The following is a 17,035-nucleotide window of genomic DNA, read 5'->3' as shown; positions in this document are numbered from 1 at the left end:
GCCCAGGCCGTGTCTGAATGTCAGACCTGACACCAAGCCGGACACCAAGCCGCAGACACTAAGCCGCACCAGCCAGGTGTTGCGCTCATGCCTCATGACAATAGATTAAACAATGGCGGGTGCGTACCCGTCCGGCATGGGGAAACCGCGCCGGCGGCAGTCGCTTTCGCCCTGCCCGCCCCTCCACGCACACAGCAAATAAATTGCAATGTGTTGACATGGATCAACGAGTTCGCGAGACTGCATGCATCACCGCAGTCGATTGCGATGGCACATCAGACATCGTGTCGGGATTTCTCGCCGGACTACGTTGAACTCATCGGGGGTCCCCATGCTGAAGAATTATTCGATCCGCATCATTTTTACGGCGTTTTTCCTTGTCAGCGTAGCGCTGTCGGTGTGCTCCCTGATGGCCTTCGCGCGCGTCTCGACCGAGCAGGACAAAACCATGCACGCCAGCGAAAACCGCTACCAGTCCTTCCTGCTGGCAGATGAACTGCGCCAGAGCTCGGACGACCTGACCCGCCTGGCGCGCACCTTCGTCGTCTCGGGCGATGCCGCCTACGAACGCCAGTACATGGACATTCTCGACATCCGCAACGGCGCCAAGCCCCGTCCGCAACATTACGAACGCATCTATTGGGATTTCGTCGCCGCCGGGGTCAGCAAACCGACGCCGGACGGGCAGGCCGTCGCGCTCGCGGACCTGATGCGCAAGGCCGGCTTTACCGATGCCGAATTCGCCAAGCTCAAGCAAGCCCAGGACAACTCCGATGCCCTGGTCAAGACCGAAGTGATCGCCATGAATGCCGTCAAGGGCTTGTTCGATGACGGCACCGGCAAGTTCACGCAAAAGCGCGAACCCGACATGGATCTGGCGCGCAAGATCATGCACGACGCCGATTACCACAAGAACAAGGCAACGATCATGCAGCCGGTCAACGAGTTCCTGGCCATGCTCGACCAACGCACCAGTGAAGAGGTGCGCGTGGCGGCGTCACGGGCCGATACCGCGTTCTGGGTGGCCATCGGCACGCTTGGCGTGTCCCTGGCGATGTCGCTGGCAACGGTGCTGATGATCTACCGGCACATCAAGGCCGGCTTCGGCCAGGCGATCGATACCGCCAGCAAGATCGCCTCGGGCGACTTGAACGGCGACGCCGTCGAAGAGCGCAGCGATGAAGTCGGCCAACTGCTGCAAAGCATGAACACCATCAGCACCAACCTGCGCCAGACCGTCCACAAGATCCGCGAAAGTTCGGACGAGATCTCGGCGGCCACCCATGACATTGCCGTCGGAAACGCCGACCTGTCGGCGCGCACCGAATCGCAGGCCAGTTCGCTGGAGGAAACCGCCTCCTCCATGGAAGAGCTGACCAGCACCGTCAGGCAAAATGCCGACAACGCGCGCCAGGCCAACCTGCTGGCCGCCGCCGCCTCCGAGGTCGCCATCAAGGGCGGCGCGGTGGTCGCGCAGGTGGTCGATACGATGGGGTCCATCAACGAATCGGCGCGCAAGATCGTCGACATCATCAGCGTGATCGACAGCATTGCGTTCCAGACCAATATCCTGGCGCTGAACGCGGCGGTGGAAGCGGCGCGCGCCGGCGAGCAGGGGCGCGGCTTTGCGGTCGTGGCCTCGGAAGTGCGCAACCTGGCGCAACGCTCGGCCGGGGCGGCAAAAGAGATCAAGGCCCTGATCAACGATTCGGTCGGCAAGGTCGACCTGGGCAGCAAGCTGGTCGATCACGCCGGCGCGACCATGAACGACGTGGTGGCCAGCATCGGCCGCGTGTCCGCCATCGTGGGCGAGATCGCCACGGCCAGCCTGGAACAGTCGTCGGGCATCGAGCAAGTGAACCAGGCCATTGTCCAGATGGACGCGCTGGTGCAAAGCAATTCCTCGCTGGTCGAGGAAGCCGCCGCCGCCGCCGAATCGCTGGAAGAGCAAGCCGGCAACCTGGTCGAGACCGTCAAGGTATTCAAGGTCGATGCACCCGGCCAGGGCCGCACGGTGGCGCCGAAAGCGGTCGTTGCGGCCCGCAAGACGGCGTCACCACGACTGCTGGGCGCTGCCTGAGCCGTCATCAAAGACGCCTTGCCGGATCAGGGCGCCATCGCAGCCGCATCGCCCCAGCGCCGGCCTGACAGCGCGCTCGATGGTCGCGCGGGGCGACCTGCGCGCTCACGCGCCATGGCGCGGCGCGGCCAGCCGGACACGCATGAGACAATCGGTGTCAGACAATCGGTGTCAGGTCTGACATTCGGACACGAGCTGAACGATATCCATTGCCGAGGCCGTGTCCGAATGTCAGACCTGACACCGATGCGACACCGATGCGACACCGATGCGACACCGATGCGCACCGATGCGACACCGATGCGATGGGGGATGCAGGCGGCCAGCACTGCACGCACGCTATCGTCCTCGATCAGGTGGACCAGCGCCCGTTCCAGCGAAACGCGCGGATCGCCGGCGCGGTGGGCAGCGTCCATGCTTCTTGAAGCGCATCCTGCAATACGGCGTCATACCGTCCGCAGGGCTTATTCATCGATCAATTCCGTCATGCTCCAATGTAATAGCTTCTCGAGCAGCGGCTGGTATAACTCGCTTCCCCTGAGCTGAGTGCGCCAGCGCTCCGGAATGCCCTGGCCCCCGAAGCGCAGGCCAGCAATGCCGCCGGCGATGCAGGCCGTGGTATCGGTGTCGTTGCCCAGCGCGATGGCTGCGCGCACGACGCCTCCGTACGTTGACGCGTCCTGCACCATGCGCGCCGAACGCAGTGAATCGACCACATAACCGGAGCCGTTGCCTTCGGGCGCGTCGTCCGGCCGCAGCCACCATTCGAGTTCTTCCAGCGCGTCCGGCATGCTGGCGTAGATGGCGCGCAGGCTCGCCACCGCTTCGCCCCACGCATCGTTTGAGGCCGCCAGCACCCGCCGCGCCCACAGGCAGTACAGCGCGCAGCACACTTGCGAGCGCAGATGGCCGTGGGTGGGCAGGGATTGCTGGTGGGCGTCATGCACCAGGCTTTGGTCCGAGCCGCGGTGCCACAGCGCCAGCGGCAAGGCGCGCATCAGCGAACCGTTGCCGTTGTCGTACTGGCCGCTCGGCCCGGCCTGTGCCGCAGGCGTGCCCGCACGGATAGCCCGGATGGCGGCGCCACAGGTCAGGCCGACATCGAACACCACGCCATCGACCGCCATGTAGCCGTGCTCGTACCACGCCAGCAGGCGCGCGCCAAGATCGTCCAGGTCGAGCCGGCCGCAATCGAGCAGCGAGGCCAGCAGACAGAGGGCATGGGCGCCATCGTCCGACCAGGTTCCCGGCAGGACGCTGTGGTGCGCGCGCGCAAAATCCGGCGGCGGGGTGAACTCGATCAGGCTGGCGGGCGGGATGTCACGCGCATGGCGAAACTCGTAAGGGACGCCAAGGGCGTCGCCCACCAGCAAACCGAGCAGGCCACCGGCCAGGCGGTCGGAGTCAGTCAGCGGGGACGCGGTCTCGGGCGATTGGGCGTCTGGCAAGGTCATGGTTTTTCGCGTGGTGTCGTGATATCAGGCCCGCATTCTCCGCAAAGCAATGGCGAACAGCAAGGACATTCGCGTGGCCAGGAGGCGGGGCTGACGCGTCAGGCTGGCGACCTGCATCATGTCGGCCGGACCCGGAAGTCCTGGCGTCCGAAAAGAGGGGGAACTGTGGCGCTTTGTGCAGTGCTGCACGCTTGCACGGCCGGCACTTATCTCACAATCGGCTCGCCCACCTGCATCAGGCGCTTGACGAAGACTTTCTGGCCGAGGGCCTTGTTGTTAGCGACGGCTTGGTTCACGTCGCGCTGGTACTCGTCGCGCACGGCGAACTGCTCGCGCAAGCTGCACGATTGCAGCATGAAAAGCTCGCCGATGTAGGTCGCTTCGCCGGCTTTCGCCTCGAAGATGAAGGTCGGCGTCTTGATACTCCTGACCATCGGATTGGCAATGACCGGAGAAAAATAGTACTTTCCAGGCGCAAGCGAAAACGCACTGACCAGTCCGTGATGATCGGGAAATTCGCTGCTGTGCGTATACGCGTCGACGCCAATGGAAACGGCCGGGTCGACGGTCTTGCCGCTACCGGCATGATGCGCAATCAGGAACGTGGAGGTGGAAATGCACGATGCCGGCGCGCCTGCCGACATGAGCACCAGCGCCCGCTCTTTCGACTCCATCATTTCCGGCGAGATGGTGCTGGAGGCATAGCGGTTCGAGACCGTGCCGCATGCCTGTAGCAGGCACACGGACAGCAGCAACGCCGCGCTTTTGAAAAAGCTCACATTTCCCCCTCAATATTCATAAGAGGAAATATTATATAGCGCCTGGCAAGCCTTACCGCCATTCATTTCCCCCTCGCGCAGGCGGTTGCTTCAAGGCGCTGGCCGACGTGTACGTTCATCTGACGCGTTTTCCTGCCCCGCGCATGGTCGTGCGCCCGGCATGCGCGCTGTCCGAGAGCAAGCATCACTGGCTGTCGGCCGGTCCCTTGCTCTCGCTGCCCTTGTCGGCGACCGTGCTGCCGTCGTCGGCCCAACTGTCGAAGGCAGCCATGATGGTGCTGCGGGTCTTCTCGCTCAGTTCGGGCAAGGTGCCGCCGAGCGCCTTGGCGGCGTCGTCGAAGCCCTGCTCCACGGCGGCGCGGATCGACGCCAGCTTGGACGGATCGTCGCCAATCGCCGCTTTGGCGAAGTCGAGGATGCGTCCCGACACCTTGGCGACGCTGAACTCGCCCTCGTCGCCGGTGGCCGCCTTGGCCTCCGCGATCGTGGCCGGATCGGCAGTAAGTTTTTGCTCGCCGCTGACCACCTTGGCCAGGTTCAGCCCTTGCTGTTCGACCGCCGGCAGGATCAGGTTGATGACTTCCTGTGCCTGGCGGTCCGATTCGGCCAGCAGGGCGTCGAGGTCGGGCGGGGCCTGGACCGTCGCCGCCGCGCGCGGAGCACCGTAGGTCAGGGGCGGCTCGGACGGCCCGCTCAGGGTGACTTTTTCGGCTTTGACAGCCTGGTCCGCCTGGGCGCCCTCGCCGGAACGACGTCCGACCTCGCGCAGGACGATCGGCGCGGCGCCCGACGGCGCTGTGGTGTTGGGAATGGTGATGCTCATGACCTCTCCTTGTTGGCGCGGTGCGCGCCGTGAATGTGCGATCTGGACGGGAATGGATGGCGATTGCCCGTGCTCGTCATTCATTAACGGCAGGAGTGGGAAAAAGTTGAATGAATTGAATATGGCCGGCATGAACAAGCCCCCGGCCATTGGAAAATACGTTTGTCCTGATAATCAGTCCTGCTAATACGCGCCGCCTGCTCAACGTCGGCCAGCTTATGCCAGGTTCAGCGTCCAGGTGGTCACGCCTTCATCGGCATCGGTGGACATGGGCACGTCCTGATTCCAGCTGGCGATATAGGTCCATTCCGTATCTTCCAGCCAGGCCAGCGTATCGAAACTGGTGGCGCGCAGGCGAATGATCTTGACGTACAGATCGATCCTATCCTTGATCCACATATCGTCGCCGTTAATGCGCAATTGAATTTGCAGGTGGCCGTTCAGGCCTTGCGAAAATTCGAATCCATAGCCCGGATAAGGCATCGGAATCATGCCGATTCCGGGTGGCAGTTCCGGCGTCAGGTCGTTCCTGCGCGGCAGTTTGGCCGGTCCGCTGTACACATAGCTGCGGTCGTCGCCACGTTCGTGGTCATCCAATTCCGCATAATCCAGGTTCAACACCCGGATGGCGGTCCCGTTTCGTAAAATGCTGGCTTGCACCAGGTTATCGGTGCCGGCATTGGCAACATCTTTGGTCGCTGCGACCAGCCCGATGGATCCGATCCACATAATAGCCTCCTGAGAATGAATGGCGATGAGCATGGCGTTGAAGGCCACGCCGCGATACATGCGCTGCCGCATTCCATAAAACATCAGGAAGCGAGGTACAGCGCCACCCCATTATTCTGCCGAAGTCAAGCGGTCTGTTTGCGCTACACTAAGCGCGAACCTGCCGTATCGGGAGGCCGGAAGCGAAACTATTTCCACCTTGCCCGTCGCATCAACCATGATGGTCACGCCCATCGCGCCGCTGACCTTGCGGCGCGCCAGCAACAGAGGCCGGTGGATGAACGCCTTGCCAGGGGTAAGTCCAGGCGGGGACGGACGCGATACGCGCGACGCGGCAACTCCCTCGAATGCCCTTGTATATTCAAGATGCGTCACCGCCATCCTGAGCCAGCGCGCGTCGGCCACTGTCGCGTCGACGATGGCATGGCTGGTGGTCCAGACGCTGTCGCAAATCACCTGTTCAGTTCGTTCGGCACCACCCGGCCCTTGACGGCATCGATCGGGCATACCATTGGCAAAAACGCATGCTGGCGCGCCGAATAGCCCATCAGCGCGCCGCTGTCGATATCGAAATACCAGCCGTGCAGCACCAGCTTGCCCTCCTCCACCCGGCGCTTGAGCCAGGGATAGGTCAGCAGGTTGTCGAGCGACTGCAGGATGCTCGCTTGCTCGCAAGCCTTGTGCCGCTCTTCCGAACTCTTGTGCGCCAGCTCGCGCATCACGCGCACCCGCACCGGTTCGGCGATGTGCATCCAGCGCTCGACGAAGCCGGTCTCCTGCTGCTCGGGCGCGAGCGGCTGCGGCGTGAGCAAGGCGCGGATCCCGCCGCAGCGCGCATGCCCGAGCACGATCACCCGCGCCACTTCGAGGTTGCAGATGGCAAACTCGATGGCCGAACTGACGCCAGGCGGCGCATCCGGCGTACACGGCGGCACCAGGTTGGCGATATTGCGCACCACGAACATGTCGCCCGGCCCGCTGCCGGTCAGCAGCATCGGATCGACCCGCGAATCGCAGCAGCCGATCAGCAAGGTGCTGGGACGCTGTCCACCGCGCAAGCTTTCATAGACGCCGTGTTCGTCGCTGAAATACTGTTCCTGGAAGCGGCTGAAGCCGCGCACGAATTTTTCGATGTCTTGCATGTACTACTCCGATCTACTGCTCCGATCTACTGCTCCGATCTACTGCTCCGATGTCCTGCTCCGTTCAGCCCGCGTACCCGCGCAAGCCGTCGATATGCATGATGGTCACGTTACGCCCCTGCACGCCGATCAGGCCATGCACGCTCAGGTCCGCCAGGATGCGCGAAAAATGTTCGGGCGTGAGGTTCAGGCGCGAGGCCACCACCGCCTTGCTCACCGGCAGTGTCAACTGCGCGCCCTGCCCGGTCGCCTCATCCTGCAACAGGTAGCCGATCACCCGCTGCGTGCCCGATTGCAAGGCCACCGATTCCAGGTCGCAGATCAGGCCATGCATGCGCCGGCTCAGGCCGGCCAGCATCTTGCGCGCGAAGCCCGGGTCGTGCGCAATGCCATCGAACACCGCTTCCTTGCTCACATGCAGCAGCAGCGAGTCGGCCAGCGCCGTGGCCGAGACGATGTAGGGCTTTTCCATGAACATCAGCGCCTCGCCGAAACTGTGGCCGGGGCCGATCAGTTCGATGATCTTTTCAGCCCCGTTGGCCACCCCGGCCGCCAGCTTCACCTGGCCGAAAATGAGCAGGTGAAAGCCGCGGCAAGCATCGCCGCGCTGGAAGATGATCTCGCCGCGTCCCGCATGGCGCTCGCTGGTGCCGGCCGCGATGGCTTCGAGCTCCTCGGGAGACATGGCGTCGAACAGCGGCAGCCGCGCCAGGAAGGTCTGGGGCGCGAATCGGGTCTTTTCCATGACCGCTCCCATCATCAGCAAGGCATGTCGGCGTTGCGCCGCGCGTAGCACCACCACGTCACCGCAATGCACGAGACATAAAACCCGACGAAGCACCACAGCGCCGCGTCCGGGCCGCCGGTCATGGCGATCGAGGTGCCGTAGCACTTGGGAATGAAGAACGCGCCATACGCGGCCACCGCCGAGGTAAAGCCGAGCACCGCCGCGCCTTCCTTGTTGGCGTCGACGATTGCCTGTTCCTTGGCGGCATGGCCCTTGCCCTCGGCCGCGCGCTGGCGTTCGGTCAGAAAGATCACCGGAATCATGCGGAAGGTCGAGGCATTGCCCACGCCCGTGCCGGCGAACAGCAGCATGAACATCCAGAAGAAGCCGGTAAAGTTGCCGGCCACGTCGCCATGCGGCAGGAACTGGATCACGCCGACCGCGGCCGCGATCATCAGCACGAACGTCCACAGGGTCACGCGCGCGCCGCCGAGCTTGTCGGCCACGATGCCGCCCACCACCCGCGCCAGCGCCCCGACCAGGGGGCCGAGGAAGGCATAGTCGAGCGGATTAACGTCCGGGAACTGGGTCTTGATCAACAGCGGAAAGCCGGCCGAATAACCGATAAACGAACCGAAGGTGCCCGTGTACAGCCAGCACATCAGCCAGTTATGCTTGCGCTTGAAAATGATGGCCTGCTCCGAGAAAGACGCCTTGGCCGAGGCCAGGTCGTTCATCCCGAACCACGCTGCGATCGCGGTCAGCGCAATGAAGGGCACCCAGATGAAGCCGGCGTTCTGCAGCCACATGGCCTTGCTCGCGCCACCCTTGACCCACTGCTGCGCCTCGCCGCCGAGTCCGCCGAACACGGCGGCGGTGATCACCAGCGGCACCACGAACTGCACCGCCGACACGCCCAGGTTGCCCAGGCCGGCATTCATGCCGAGCGCGTAACCTTTTTGCGCCTTCGGATAGAAGAAGCTGATGTTGGCCATCGACGAAGCGAAGTTGCCGCCGCCAAAGCCGCACAGCAAGGCCAGGATCAGCATGATCGGATAGCTGGTGTTGACGTCCTGCACCGCGAAACCGATGCCGATGGCAGGAACCAGCAGCGAGGCGGTCGAGATCGTGGTCCACTTGCGCCCGCCGAAAATCGGCACCATGAAGGAATAGAAGATGCGCAAGGTCGCGCCGGACAAGCCCGGCAGCGCGGTCAGCCAGAACAACTGGTTGGTGCTGTACTTGAAGCCGATATTGGGCAGGTTGACCACCACCACGCTCCATACCATCCACACCGCGAACGCGAACATCAGCGCCGGGATCGAAATCCACAGGTTGCGGTTGGCGGTCGCCTTGCCGCTGTTTTGCCAGAAGGCCGGCAGTTCCGGCTCCCACGTGGCGATCACATATTTACTCATTTTGATTTCTCCTTTGAATTAGGCTGCCACGGCCGGACGGGCCGGCGCGACCGGGCGCGCACTGTCTTTGAAACTGAAATGCATCCACACCAGCGACACGCACACCGCGCCGTAGAGCAGCATGAAAGCGGAGGAACGCACCCCGGTCAGGTCGACCAGGGCGCCGAACAGGATCGGCAGCACGAAGCCGCCCAGGCCGCCGGCAAGGCCCACCACGCCCGAGACGGCGCCGATGTTGTCGGAAAAATCGTCGCCGATGAACTTGAAGACCGAGGCTTTGCCCACCGCCATGGCCACGCCGACGACGAACAGCAGCACGGTAAACATCACGGGCGTGACGCCAATGTGCAAGGTGGTGCTGCCGGTCACGGTCTTGACGATCATGCTCGTTTGCGGGTACGACAGCAGGAAGAAGCAGATCCAGCACACCCACATGACCCACCAGGTCACCTTGTAGGCGCCGTATTTGTCCGAAATCCAGCCGCCCAGCGCGCGCAGCACGCCGCCCGGCAGCGAAAAGCAGGCCGCCAGCAACGCGGCCAGGCGCATGTCGAAGCCGTATTCGGTGACGTAATACTTGGTCATCCACAAGGCCAGGCCCACATAGCCGCCGAACACGACCGAGTAGTACTGGCAGTAGCGCCATACGCGCGGATCCTTGAGCACCTTCATTTGCTGGGCGAAGGACACGCCGGCCGGCATCTTGTGGCTCGGGTCGCTGAACGAACACAGCCAGAATGCGAGGGCGGTGACCAGCATCGCCACCGCGTACACCTTGGGCAGCATCTGCCAGCCGAAGGCGGCGATGATGGCCGGAACCACGAACTTGGTCAGCGCCGAGCCCGAATTGCCGGCGCCAAAGATGCCCATCGCCAGCCCGCGCCGCTCCTTGCCGAACCAGCGCGCCACGTAGGGCGTGCCGACCGAAAACGAGCCGCCGGCCAGGCCGGCAAACAGGCCCAGCACCAGAAAATGCCAGTAGGCGGTGGCGTACGAAATGAGCCAGATCGGCAGCACGGTCGAGAGCATGAGGATGAAAAACACGATGCGTCCGCCAAAGCGGTCGGTCCAGATGCCGAGCGGCACACGCACCAGCGAGCCGCTCAGCACTGGCGTGGCCGCCAGCAGGCCGAATTCGGTCTCGTTCAGGCCCAGTTGCGCCTTGATGGGGATGCCCAGCACCGCGAACATCATCCAGATGGCGAAGCAGATGGTGAAGGCGAAGGTACTACTCGCCAACACTGCTATTTGTTGTTGATTCTTGCTAGACACGTTCTTCTCCCGGACCGATGACCTGATACAGGAAGCTTACGTGCTGCCGTAGAGCACGACTATTAGCCTGAGGGCGAGTTATGAAAGGCAATCTGGCTAGATGACTAGCCCAAAAGAACTAGGCAGCCTGTTCGCGGCAAGTCGTGTTGATTAGAATCAACGATGTGTTTGCCGGTTTTGAGGTATAACAGCAGACCAAGATTACTGGAGGCCGTCCCATGCACGACTTTGCAACACCCGACTCACGCGAGCCAGTCGCCGGACAGGCGCATGCCAGCACGTCGGCTAACGCCCTTGCCGATGCGCTGCAACACGACAGCGACGGGGCCGATGTCTTCACGCTGATCGAGCGGCACTGCCCCCATCTGTTTGCCCCAGGCCCGCTGCAACTGGCGGCGCCGCAAGCGGCGCGCATGGCGCAACTGGTCGAGGCGATTGAAGAGGTGATCGCTTTGCCGGCCTACCAGGCTGCGGTGCTGGCCGGCGCGGCGCCGGTGGCGCGCCACGATCCGGGCGCGCGCGGCGTGTTTTGCGGCTACGACTTCGAGGTGGGGCCGGACACGGTCGGCCTGATCGACATCAACACCAACGCCGGCGGCGCACTGCTCAACGCCTCCCTGGCGCGCGCCAGCGGCGGCAGCGACGGCGCCGCGCGCGCGCTGGCGCTGGAAGAAGCCATCGTCGACATGTTCCGCAGCGAATGGCATCTGGGCGGGCGCAGCACGCCGCTGCGCACCATCGTCATTGTCGACGACGACCCGGAAAACCAGTACCTGTATCCCGAATTCCTGCTGTTTCGCCAGTTGTTTGCGCGCCACGACATCGAGGCGCTGATCGTCGACCCATCGATGCTGCGCTGGGAAGCGGGCAGCCTGTGGCGCGGCGACCTGATTGTCGACCTGGTCTACAACCGCCTGACCGACTACATGCTCGACGCCCCCGCCCACGCGGCCCTGCACGAAGCCTACCTGGCGCGCGCGGTGGTGCTCACGCCGCATCCGCGCGCGCACGCGCTGTACGCCGACAAGCGCAACCTGGCGCTGCTGTCGGACGATGCCGCCCTGGCCGCACTGGGCGTGAGCGACGCCACCCGCGCCGTGCTGCGCGGCGCCATCGCCAGCGCCACCCGGCACGGCGCGGGTGGCGCCGCCGACGCCCAGCGCGGCCAGGCCGGCTTCGACATCCGCAGTTACACCTACGGCGGTGCGCTGCAATGGACCGCGGCGCGCGTCTGGCAAGACCAGGCCGGCGCCACGCACGGTGCCGGCCGCGCGTACGCCATGGTGCAGCAGGGCCAGGCGCCTACTTCCACACGATAATCGCCTTGTCGGCCCGTCCGCCCGGCCTGGCGCTGTGCGCGATCAGGTCGGCCAGCGTCACCCCATCGAGCACTTTCAGGTATGCCGCCGTCGCCGCCCCCAGCACGCCCTTGAGCGCGCAGGCCGGCGCCAGCGTACAGGCGTTACTGCCCGGGTCGAAGCACTCGGCCATGTAAAAATCGGTCTCGCTGTGGCGCACCACGGCGCCAATATTGATCGCTTCCGGCTCGAGCTTGAGCCGCAGCCCGCCGTTACGCCCCCTCACCGTCTCCACCATGCCCGACAAGCCAAGCTGGTAGACCACCTTCATCAGGTGGTTCTTCGAAATCCCGTGCACGTCGGCGATGTCCTGGATGGTGGCCAGGCGATCGCGGTGCATGCCCAGGTAGATCAGGGTGCGCAAGGTGTAATCGGTATAGGCGGTCAGTCGCATGGCGTTGGCGGATGGTTCGATGACGGGTCATATGAGGCATTCAGTATACATGTATTGATCCAGATGGCCTCACCCTGCGCAAAAGAAGTATTTTACTTGCTTGTTTAAATAGATGTATTTAAAATCCTTCTTTAACGAAGCGGACTGTACCGCTTCGTTCCAATAACAAGGAAACCACGCCATGCACGCCTCACGCAAACTATGGACCTGGCTCGCAGTCATCTGTGTCCTGTCCTTCGCCGTTCTCGGCTGGGTCGGGACCGAGATCTACCTGAGCGCTCCCCCGATTCCCCAACAAGTCAGCAGCCGCCAGGGCGAGGTGCTGTTCTCCGAAGGCCAGGTCCAGCGCGGCCAGCAAGCCTGGCTCTCGGCCGGCGGCCAGCAACTCGGCTCGGTCTGGGGCCACGGCAGCTACCTCGCGCCCGACTGGTCGGCCGACTGGCTGCACCGCGAAGCGCTCGCCCTGCGCGACATCTACGCCACCAAGCAATTCGGCAAGCCGTTCGCGCAGCTCGACTTCGAACAGCAGGCCGCCTTGAGCGAACGCCTCAAGCGCGAGATGCGCGCCAACACCTGGGACGCGCGCACCGGCATCATCACCGTCTCGCCGGAACGCGCCCAAGCGGTGCGTGAAGTCGCCGCCCACTACAGCGCCCTGTTCGGCGCCGATCCCAAACTCGACGCCCTGCGCGAGCAGTACGCCATGAGCGCGGGCAGCCTGGTCGACGCCGACGACCTGCGCGCCCTGCCGGCCTTCATCTTCTGGTCCTCCTGGGCGGCCGCGGCCGACCGTCCGGGCGAAACGGCCATCAGCTACACCAGCAACTGGCCGCACGAACCGCTGGTCGGCAACGGCCCCACCGCCGGCGCCGGCATGTGGTCGATCGCCAGCGTGATCCTGATGATCGCCGCCATCGCCGGCATGATCTTCTACCACGGCCGCGCCGACGAAGGCGACGACCCCGCGCCGCCAAAAGCCGACCCGCTGTTCGACATGAAACCGACCGCCTCGATGCGCGCCACCCGCAAGTACTTCTGGGTCGTCATCGCCCTGGTGCTGGTACAGGTCGGCATGGGCGTCGTCACCGCCCACTACGCGGTCGAAGGCCAGAGCTTCTTCGGCTTCCCGCTCGGCCAGATCTTGCCGTTCACCGTCAGCCGCACCATCCACACCCAGTTCGCCGTGCTGTGGATCGCCACCGCCTGGCTGGCCACCGGCCTGTATATCGCGCCGGCGATTTCCGGCCACGAACCGAAATACCAGGCGCTCGGCGTCAATGTCCTGTTCTACGCGCTGCTGTTCATCGTGGCCGGCTCCACCGTCACCGGCTGGCTCGGCACCCTGCAACACCTGGGTAACGACTTCAGCTTCTGGATCGGCAACCAGGGCCTGGAATTCACCAGCATGGGGCGCGTATGGCAAATACTGCTGTTCGTCGGCCTGCTGTTCTGGGTCCTGCTGCTCGGACGCGGCCTGATTCCTGCCCTGCGCACCCCATCGGAAAGCCGCGGCCTGATCGCGATGGTGTTCCTGGCGGCCCTGTGCATCGGCGGCTTCTACGCCACCTCGCTGACCTGGGGTCCGCACACCCACTACGCAATGGTCGAATACTGGCGCTGGTGGCTGGTCCACCTGTGGGTCGAAGGCTTCTTCGAAGTATTCGCCACCGCCGTCATCGCGCTGCTGTTCACGCGCCTTGGCCTGATCGCCGCATCCACCGCCAACAGCGCCATCATCCTGGAAACCATCGTGTTCCTGTTCGGCGGCATCCTCGGCACCCTGCACCACCTGTACTTCACCGGCACGCCGACCTTTGTGATCGCCATCGGCGCCATGTTCTCCGCGCTGGAAGTGGTACCGCTGGCGATGATCGGGGTTGAAGCATGGCGCAACTACCAGCGCTCGACAGCGGCGCCGTGGGTGCAAGCCTACAAATGGCCGATCCTGTGCTTCATCGCCGTCGGATTCTGGAACGTGGTCGGCGCCGGGCTGCTCGGCTTCTCGATCAACACCCCGATCGCGCTGTACTACATGCAGGGCATGAACATGACAGCGGCGCACGGCCACGCAGCGCTGTTCGGCGTGTACGGCATGCTCGGCATCGGCCTGATGCTGTTCTGCCTGCGCGGCCTGACCGAGCGCGCCGCCTGGTCCGACAAGCTGCTCGCACCGATGTTCTGGTGCCTGAACATCGGCCTGGCGATGATGGTCTTCATCTCGCTGGTGCCGGCCGGGATCTACCAGGCCTGGGCCAGCGTCACGCAAGGCACCTGGTTTGCCCGTTCGCCCGAGGTGGTCCACTCGCCGCTGATGGAAACGCTGGTCTGGCTGCGCGTACCGGGTGACGTGGTGTTTGCGGTCGGCTGCGTGTTCCTCGCGCTGTTCGCCTTCAAGCTCGCCGCCGGGGCACGCGGCAGCAATGTCGTCATCGGCTCGGTCGCACCAAGCAGGCGCTAAGGCGGTTTCCCCCGGCGGGTACTTCCTGCCGGGGTTCGCATCGATTACACTAACAGGAGTAGCAACATGACAAACGCTGTTTTCTCGACCGCTTCCATTGGACTGCACCCCTTCGACGCGCGCGGCGTCGCCAAGCGCTTCCGGCACGCCGCCATTTTCGGCGCGCTGTCCGCCCTGGAGCCGGGAGAGACCATGCGCTTTTATAACGACCACGATCCGCTGCCGCTGCTCGCGCAGATCGAGGCCCATTTCGGTTCGCGCGTGACGATCGCCTACGTGGCGCGCGCGCCGGGCGAAATCATCATCGACTTCGGGATCGCCTGAAGAGAAGGACAAGCATGGGCTACCTCGCCATCAAACACCTGCATATGAGCTGCGCGGCGCTCAGTATCTGCCTGTTCCTGCTGCGCGGCGTGTGGATGCTGCGCGACTCGCCGCAACTGGGGCGGCGCTGGGTGAAAAGCGCGCCGCATATAGTCGACTCGGTGCTGCTGGCCAGTGCGATTACCATGGTGGTGTGGAGCGGCCAGTACCCGTTTGCCCAGCCCTGGCTGGGCGCCAAGGTGGTGGCGCTGGTGCTCTACATCGGGCTGGGCGTGGTTGCGCTCAAGCCGGGCCGTCCCAAGCAGGTGCGCGCCATCGCCTTCGGCGCGGCGCTGCTGACGGTTTCCTATATCGTCGCCGTCGCCGTCACGCGACACGTCTTCATCGTCGGGTAGCGGCCGGCCGGAGCGCGAATCCGACGGCGCTGCCGCCGGATTCGGCAAGCCATCGGATCATTGGATTGCGCGCTCGACATTGCGTGTGACCTAAACGACAAGACAGCAATGCCCTGAGCTTTCACCGGCCTTTCCTGCCATTCTCCCTTCTCATCCCGCTTGCATTTCCAAGGAAATCGAGGTTTTAGAGTGCTTAACAAAATCTCTCGACGCGTGGACCGCAGGCAGGTACGACAGCTTCGCCCCATTGCGGACGGTCAAATTTTCACCAACACTTCCACCAAGCCTTCTTTGGTGCCATGGGCGGCTCTAGAACAAGGCGCACACTGCCTGAGGCATCCGCGATCGTTTGGAGACGCCGATAGAATTCCCCGGAGCGGAATTTGTGGATACGCGCCATATTCGTGAAGTGAATTTCGCACTTTCCTGGCCAGCCGGGGCCGCCGCCGGTGATAGCGTCGTTGAAGGCATCAAGGTTATATCCGAAGTGATCTATCCCCTCGGGCTTGATGGTCCCGGCGTATAGTTCCCACAGTTGCATTTCTGACGTGACTGCGCTGCAATCGATAATGAATTTTTCCATGGTTCAGCGATTCGGTGGCTGCCTTAATCATAGGCGATGTTGCCATTAATTAAACTTCAGTTAGTGGCTGATTGTACGCGTTCACGACGCCCACCGAGTCGGCTCTTTACGCCTAGATTAGAAGCAGATGCGACTGGCACTTGGCATCGATGCGCAAATAACCATCAGCAACGGCAGCGAGGCATCAGGCAATCGTCTTCGGCTGCCGAAACACTTCAGCGGCCCATGAGTCGAACGCCGGGAAATCGGTCACTCCAAGCCTGCTCCACCATTGGCCGAACGCCTTTAACTCACTGATGGAAGCTCCGGTCGCCTCTCGAAATATAATCATGAGTTCGATATTGCTTAGCCCCTGTGCATAAAGCGCGTTGGCGATCTCCGACGGCGGCTTGCCAGCGCGCAGATCTTCCTTGAGACATTCGATCATTGGACCGAGTCGGAGAAGTGTCTCCGGATATTGATTCTGTGTCATGAATCCCTAGCCAACGTTGTAATTCAGCAGCGCAGTCAGCTCCGCGATTATCGCATCAATCGCCCTATTGCCATTTCTGACTCTGCTACCAGTCCATGGGGACAGATCGTTTACGTAAATGGTTGTGTCGCCAGCAGACTCCTGCATAAAGTCTTGAGTTTCAGCCGGATTTAGATGCGATCCGCTGAGTTCAGCGACTTTTTAGACCCAACATTGCAGTATCGCCACCGGTAAATACTCTGCTTGCCGCGTTAATTTCCCAAGACCTTGAACAGAGCATGTTGCGGCCCTGTTTTCGCAGGGTGTCGAGGCAAGAACGGCTGATGCAAAAATGTTCTGAGCCGGCGAGGGTTGGGAAGCGCGTTGGCACCCAAACCAGCAACATGCCTGGCGAAATGACAAGCCCATACATATCTTCACCAGTTCGGCGGCGCGCGTACGGCAGCTAATGTCCCGGAATGGAGCGAACTCTACTTCCATCCTGTCTGCATATATGTCTTTTTTTCGTAACTGTTCAGCCCCTATGAAGGGATATCAGAAACCTGAAAATTTTTCTTAAAAGACGTGCAAAAACGGTAACTGTTTAGCCTGAGCGAGCACGTGCCAGAGTTGTTCGTTTCTTGAAAT

General features: G+C 62.9%; 17 protein-coding genes. 5 read left to right on the top strand and 12 right to left on the bottom strand.

Annotated elements, in window-relative coordinates:
- Positions 1-331: 331 nt before the first annotated feature.
- Positions 332-2,080, top strand: a complete 1,749-nt coding sequence (locus F1735_RS37930) for a methyl-accepting chemotaxis protein (RefSeq protein ID WP_167239305.1) — start codon at positions 332-334, stop codon at positions 2,078-2,080.
- Positions 2,081-2,544: 464 nt separating this feature from the next.
- Here the strand turns inward: F1735_RS37930 and F1735_RS24210 are convergent, their stop codons facing one another.
- The 9 genes from F1735_RS24210 to F1735_RS24170 form a co-directional block, all read right to left on the bottom strand.
- On the bottom strand, positions 2,545-3,534 hold the full coding sequence (locus tag F1735_RS24210) for an ADP-ribosylglycohydrolase family protein (RefSeq protein WP_167239304.1): 990 nt from the start codon (positions 3,532-3,534) through the stop codon (positions 2,545-2,547).
- Between the two features lie 206 nt (positions 3,535-3,740).
- Entirely contained in the window at positions 3,741-4,313 is a 573-nt protein-coding gene (locus F1735_RS24205; RefSeq protein WP_167239303.1) for a hypothetical protein, read from the bottom strand.
- Between the two features lie 184 nt (positions 4,314-4,497).
- Positions 4,498-5,136 (bottom strand): hypothetical protein, encoded by a 639-nt coding sequence (locus F1735_RS24200; protein ID WP_167239302.1) that lies wholly within the window; start codon positions 5,134-5,136, stop codon positions 4,498-4,500.
- Between the two features lie 216 nt (positions 5,137-5,352).
- Complete coding sequence (locus F1735_RS24195) at positions 5,353-5,925, bottom strand: hypothetical protein (RefSeq protein ID WP_167239301.1); 573 nt, start codon at positions 5,923-5,925, stop codon at positions 5,353-5,355.
- A gap of 51 nt (positions 5,926-5,976) precedes the next feature.
- Positions 5,977-6,321: a hypothetical protein gene (locus tag F1735_RS24190; protein WP_167239300.1), complete on the bottom strand. Its 345-nt coding sequence runs from the start codon at positions 6,319-6,321 to the stop codon at positions 5,977-5,979.
- Positions 6,318-7,007 carry a carbonic anhydrase gene (locus F1735_RS24185; protein ID WP_167239299.1) on the bottom strand — a complete coding sequence of 230 codons (690 nt, stop codon included), beginning with the start codon at positions 7,005-7,007 and terminating at the stop codon, positions 6,318-6,320. Before F1735_RS24185 ends, F1735_RS24190 begins: the two co-directional genes overlap by 4 nt.
- Positions 7,008-7,071: 64 nt before the next feature.
- Entirely contained in the window at positions 7,072-7,752 is a 681-nt protein-coding gene (locus F1735_RS24180; protein ID WP_167239298.1) for a Crp/Fnr family transcriptional regulator, read from the bottom strand.
- A 14-nt stretch (positions 7,753-7,766) separates the two neighbouring features.
- A complete protein-coding gene (locus F1735_RS24175; RefSeq protein ID WP_167239297.1) occupies positions 7,767-9,152 on the bottom strand; it encodes a NarK family nitrate/nitrite MFS transporter in 1,386 nt (461 codons plus the stop codon).
- 18 nt (positions 9,153-9,170) lie between these two features.
- The gene (locus tag F1735_RS24170; protein WP_373888574.1) at positions 9,171-10,394 is read right to left on the bottom strand and encodes an MFS transporter; all 1,224 of its coding nucleotides are present in this window, start codon (positions 10,392-10,394) and stop codon (positions 9,171-9,173) included.
- Positions 10,395-10,642: 248 nt separating this feature from the next.
- Here F1735_RS24170 and F1735_RS24165 point away from each other — a divergent pair, with 248 nt between their 5' ends.
- Complete coding sequence (locus F1735_RS24165) at positions 10,643-11,743, top strand: hypothetical protein (RefSeq protein ID WP_167239295.1); 1,101 nt, start codon at positions 10,643-10,645, stop codon at positions 11,741-11,743.
- Here the strand turns inward: F1735_RS24165 and F1735_RS24160 are convergent.
- A complete protein-coding gene (locus F1735_RS24160; RefSeq protein ID WP_167239294.1) occupies positions 11,727-12,176 on the bottom strand; it encodes an RrF2 family transcriptional regulator in 450 nt (149 codons plus the stop codon). The two genes, F1735_RS24165 and F1735_RS24160, sit on opposite strands and share 17 nt — an antisense overlap.
- A 181-nt stretch (positions 12,177-12,357) precedes the next feature.
- On the opposite strand from F1735_RS24160, the gene F1735_RS24155 reads away from it, so the two are divergent.
- The 3 genes from F1735_RS24155 to F1735_RS24145 all read left to right on the top strand — a co-directional run bounded on the left by F1735_RS24155 (position 12,358) and on the right by F1735_RS24145 (position 15,353).
- On the top strand, positions 12,358-14,634 hold the full coding sequence (locus F1735_RS24155; RefSeq protein ID WP_167239293.1) for a nitric-oxide reductase large subunit: 2,277 nt from the start codon (positions 12,358-12,360) through the stop codon (positions 14,632-14,634).
- A 66-nt stretch (positions 14,635-14,700) separates the two neighbouring features.
- Positions 14,701-14,958: a DUF2249 domain-containing protein gene (locus tag F1735_RS24150; RefSeq protein WP_167239292.1), complete on the top strand. Its 258-nt coding sequence runs from the start codon at positions 14,701-14,703 to the stop codon at positions 14,956-14,958.
- A 14-nt stretch (positions 14,959-14,972) separates the two neighbouring features.
- Positions 14,973-15,353, top strand: coding sequence for a SirB2 family protein (locus F1735_RS24145; protein ID WP_167239291.1), 381 nt, complete (start codon positions 14,973-14,975; stop codon positions 15,351-15,353).
- Positions 15,354-15,618: 265 nt separating this feature from the next.
- Here the strand turns inward: F1735_RS24145 and F1735_RS24140 are convergent, their stop codons facing one another.
- Positions 15,619-15,936 (bottom strand): barstar family protein, encoded by a 318-nt coding sequence (locus tag F1735_RS24140; protein ID WP_167239290.1) that lies wholly within the window; start codon positions 15,934-15,936, stop codon positions 15,619-15,621.
- A 184-nt stretch (positions 15,937-16,120) separates the two neighbouring features.
- Entirely contained in the window at positions 16,121-16,408 is a 288-nt protein-coding gene (locus F1735_RS24135) for a hypothetical protein (protein WP_167239289.1), read from the bottom strand.
- Between the last annotated feature and the right edge of the window lie 627 nt (positions 16,409-17,035).

Origin of the sequence: Massilia genomosp. 1, assembly GCF_011682185.1 — a bacterium.
GTDB classification, from domain to species: Bacteria; Pseudomonadota; Gammaproteobacteria; order Burkholderiales; family Burkholderiaceae_D; genus Telluria_A; species Telluria_A rubra.
Note: the sequence above shows the minus strand (reverse complement) of the source record. Positions and strands in the feature narration are given on the sequence as shown.

Bases quoted from the DNA above. Each gene is read 5' to 3' on its own strand.
- F1735_RS37930 (WP_167239305.1), top strand. From the start codon at position 332: ATGCTGAAGAATTATTCGATCCGCATCATTTTTACGGCGTTTTTCCTT.
- F1735_RS24210 (WP_167239304.1), bottom strand. From the start codon at position 3,534: ATGACCTTGCCAGACGCCCAATCGCCCGAGACCGCGTCCCCGCTGACT.
- F1735_RS24200 (WP_167239302.1), bottom strand. From the start codon at position 5,136: ATGAGCATCACCATTCCCAACACCACAGCGCCGTCGGGCGCCGCGCCG.
- F1735_RS24195 (WP_167239301.1), bottom strand. From the start codon at position 5,925: ATGTATCGCGGCGTGGCCTTCAACGCCATGCTCATCGCCATTCATTCT.
- F1735_RS24185 (WP_167239299.1), bottom strand. From the start codon at position 7,007: ATGCAAGACATCGAAAAATTCGTGCGCGGCTTCAGCCGCTTCCAGGAA.
- F1735_RS24180 (WP_167239298.1), bottom strand. From the start codon at position 7,752: ATGGAAAAGACCCGATTCGCGCCCCAGACCTTCCTGGCGCGGCTGCCG.
- F1735_RS24175 (WP_167239297.1), bottom strand. From the start codon at position 9,152: ATGAGTAAATATGTGATCGCCACGTGGGAGCCGGAACTGCCGGCCTTC.
- F1735_RS24165 (WP_167239295.1), top strand. From the start codon at position 10,643: ATGCACGACTTTGCAACACCCGACTCACGCGAGCCAGTCGCCGGACAG.
- F1735_RS24160 (WP_167239294.1), bottom strand. From the start codon at position 12,176: ATGCGACTGACCGCCTATACCGATTACACCTTGCGCACCCTGATCTAC.
- F1735_RS24155 (WP_167239293.1), top strand. From the start codon at position 12,358: ATGCACGCCTCACGCAAACTATGGACCTGGCTCGCAGTCATCTGTGTC.
- F1735_RS24150 (WP_167239292.1), top strand. From the start codon at position 14,701: ATGACAAACGCTGTTTTCTCGACCGCTTCCATTGGACTGCACCCCTTC.
- F1735_RS24145 (WP_167239291.1), top strand. From the start codon at position 14,973: ATGGGCTACCTCGCCATCAAACACCTGCATATGAGCTGCGCGGCGCTC.
- F1735_RS24140 (WP_167239290.1), bottom strand. From the start codon at position 15,936: ATGGAAAAATTCATTATCGATTGCAGCGCAGTCACGTCAGAAATGCAA.
- F1735_RS24135 (WP_167239289.1), bottom strand. From the start codon at position 16,408: ATGACACAGAATCAATATCCGGAGACACTTCTCCGACTCGGTCCAATG.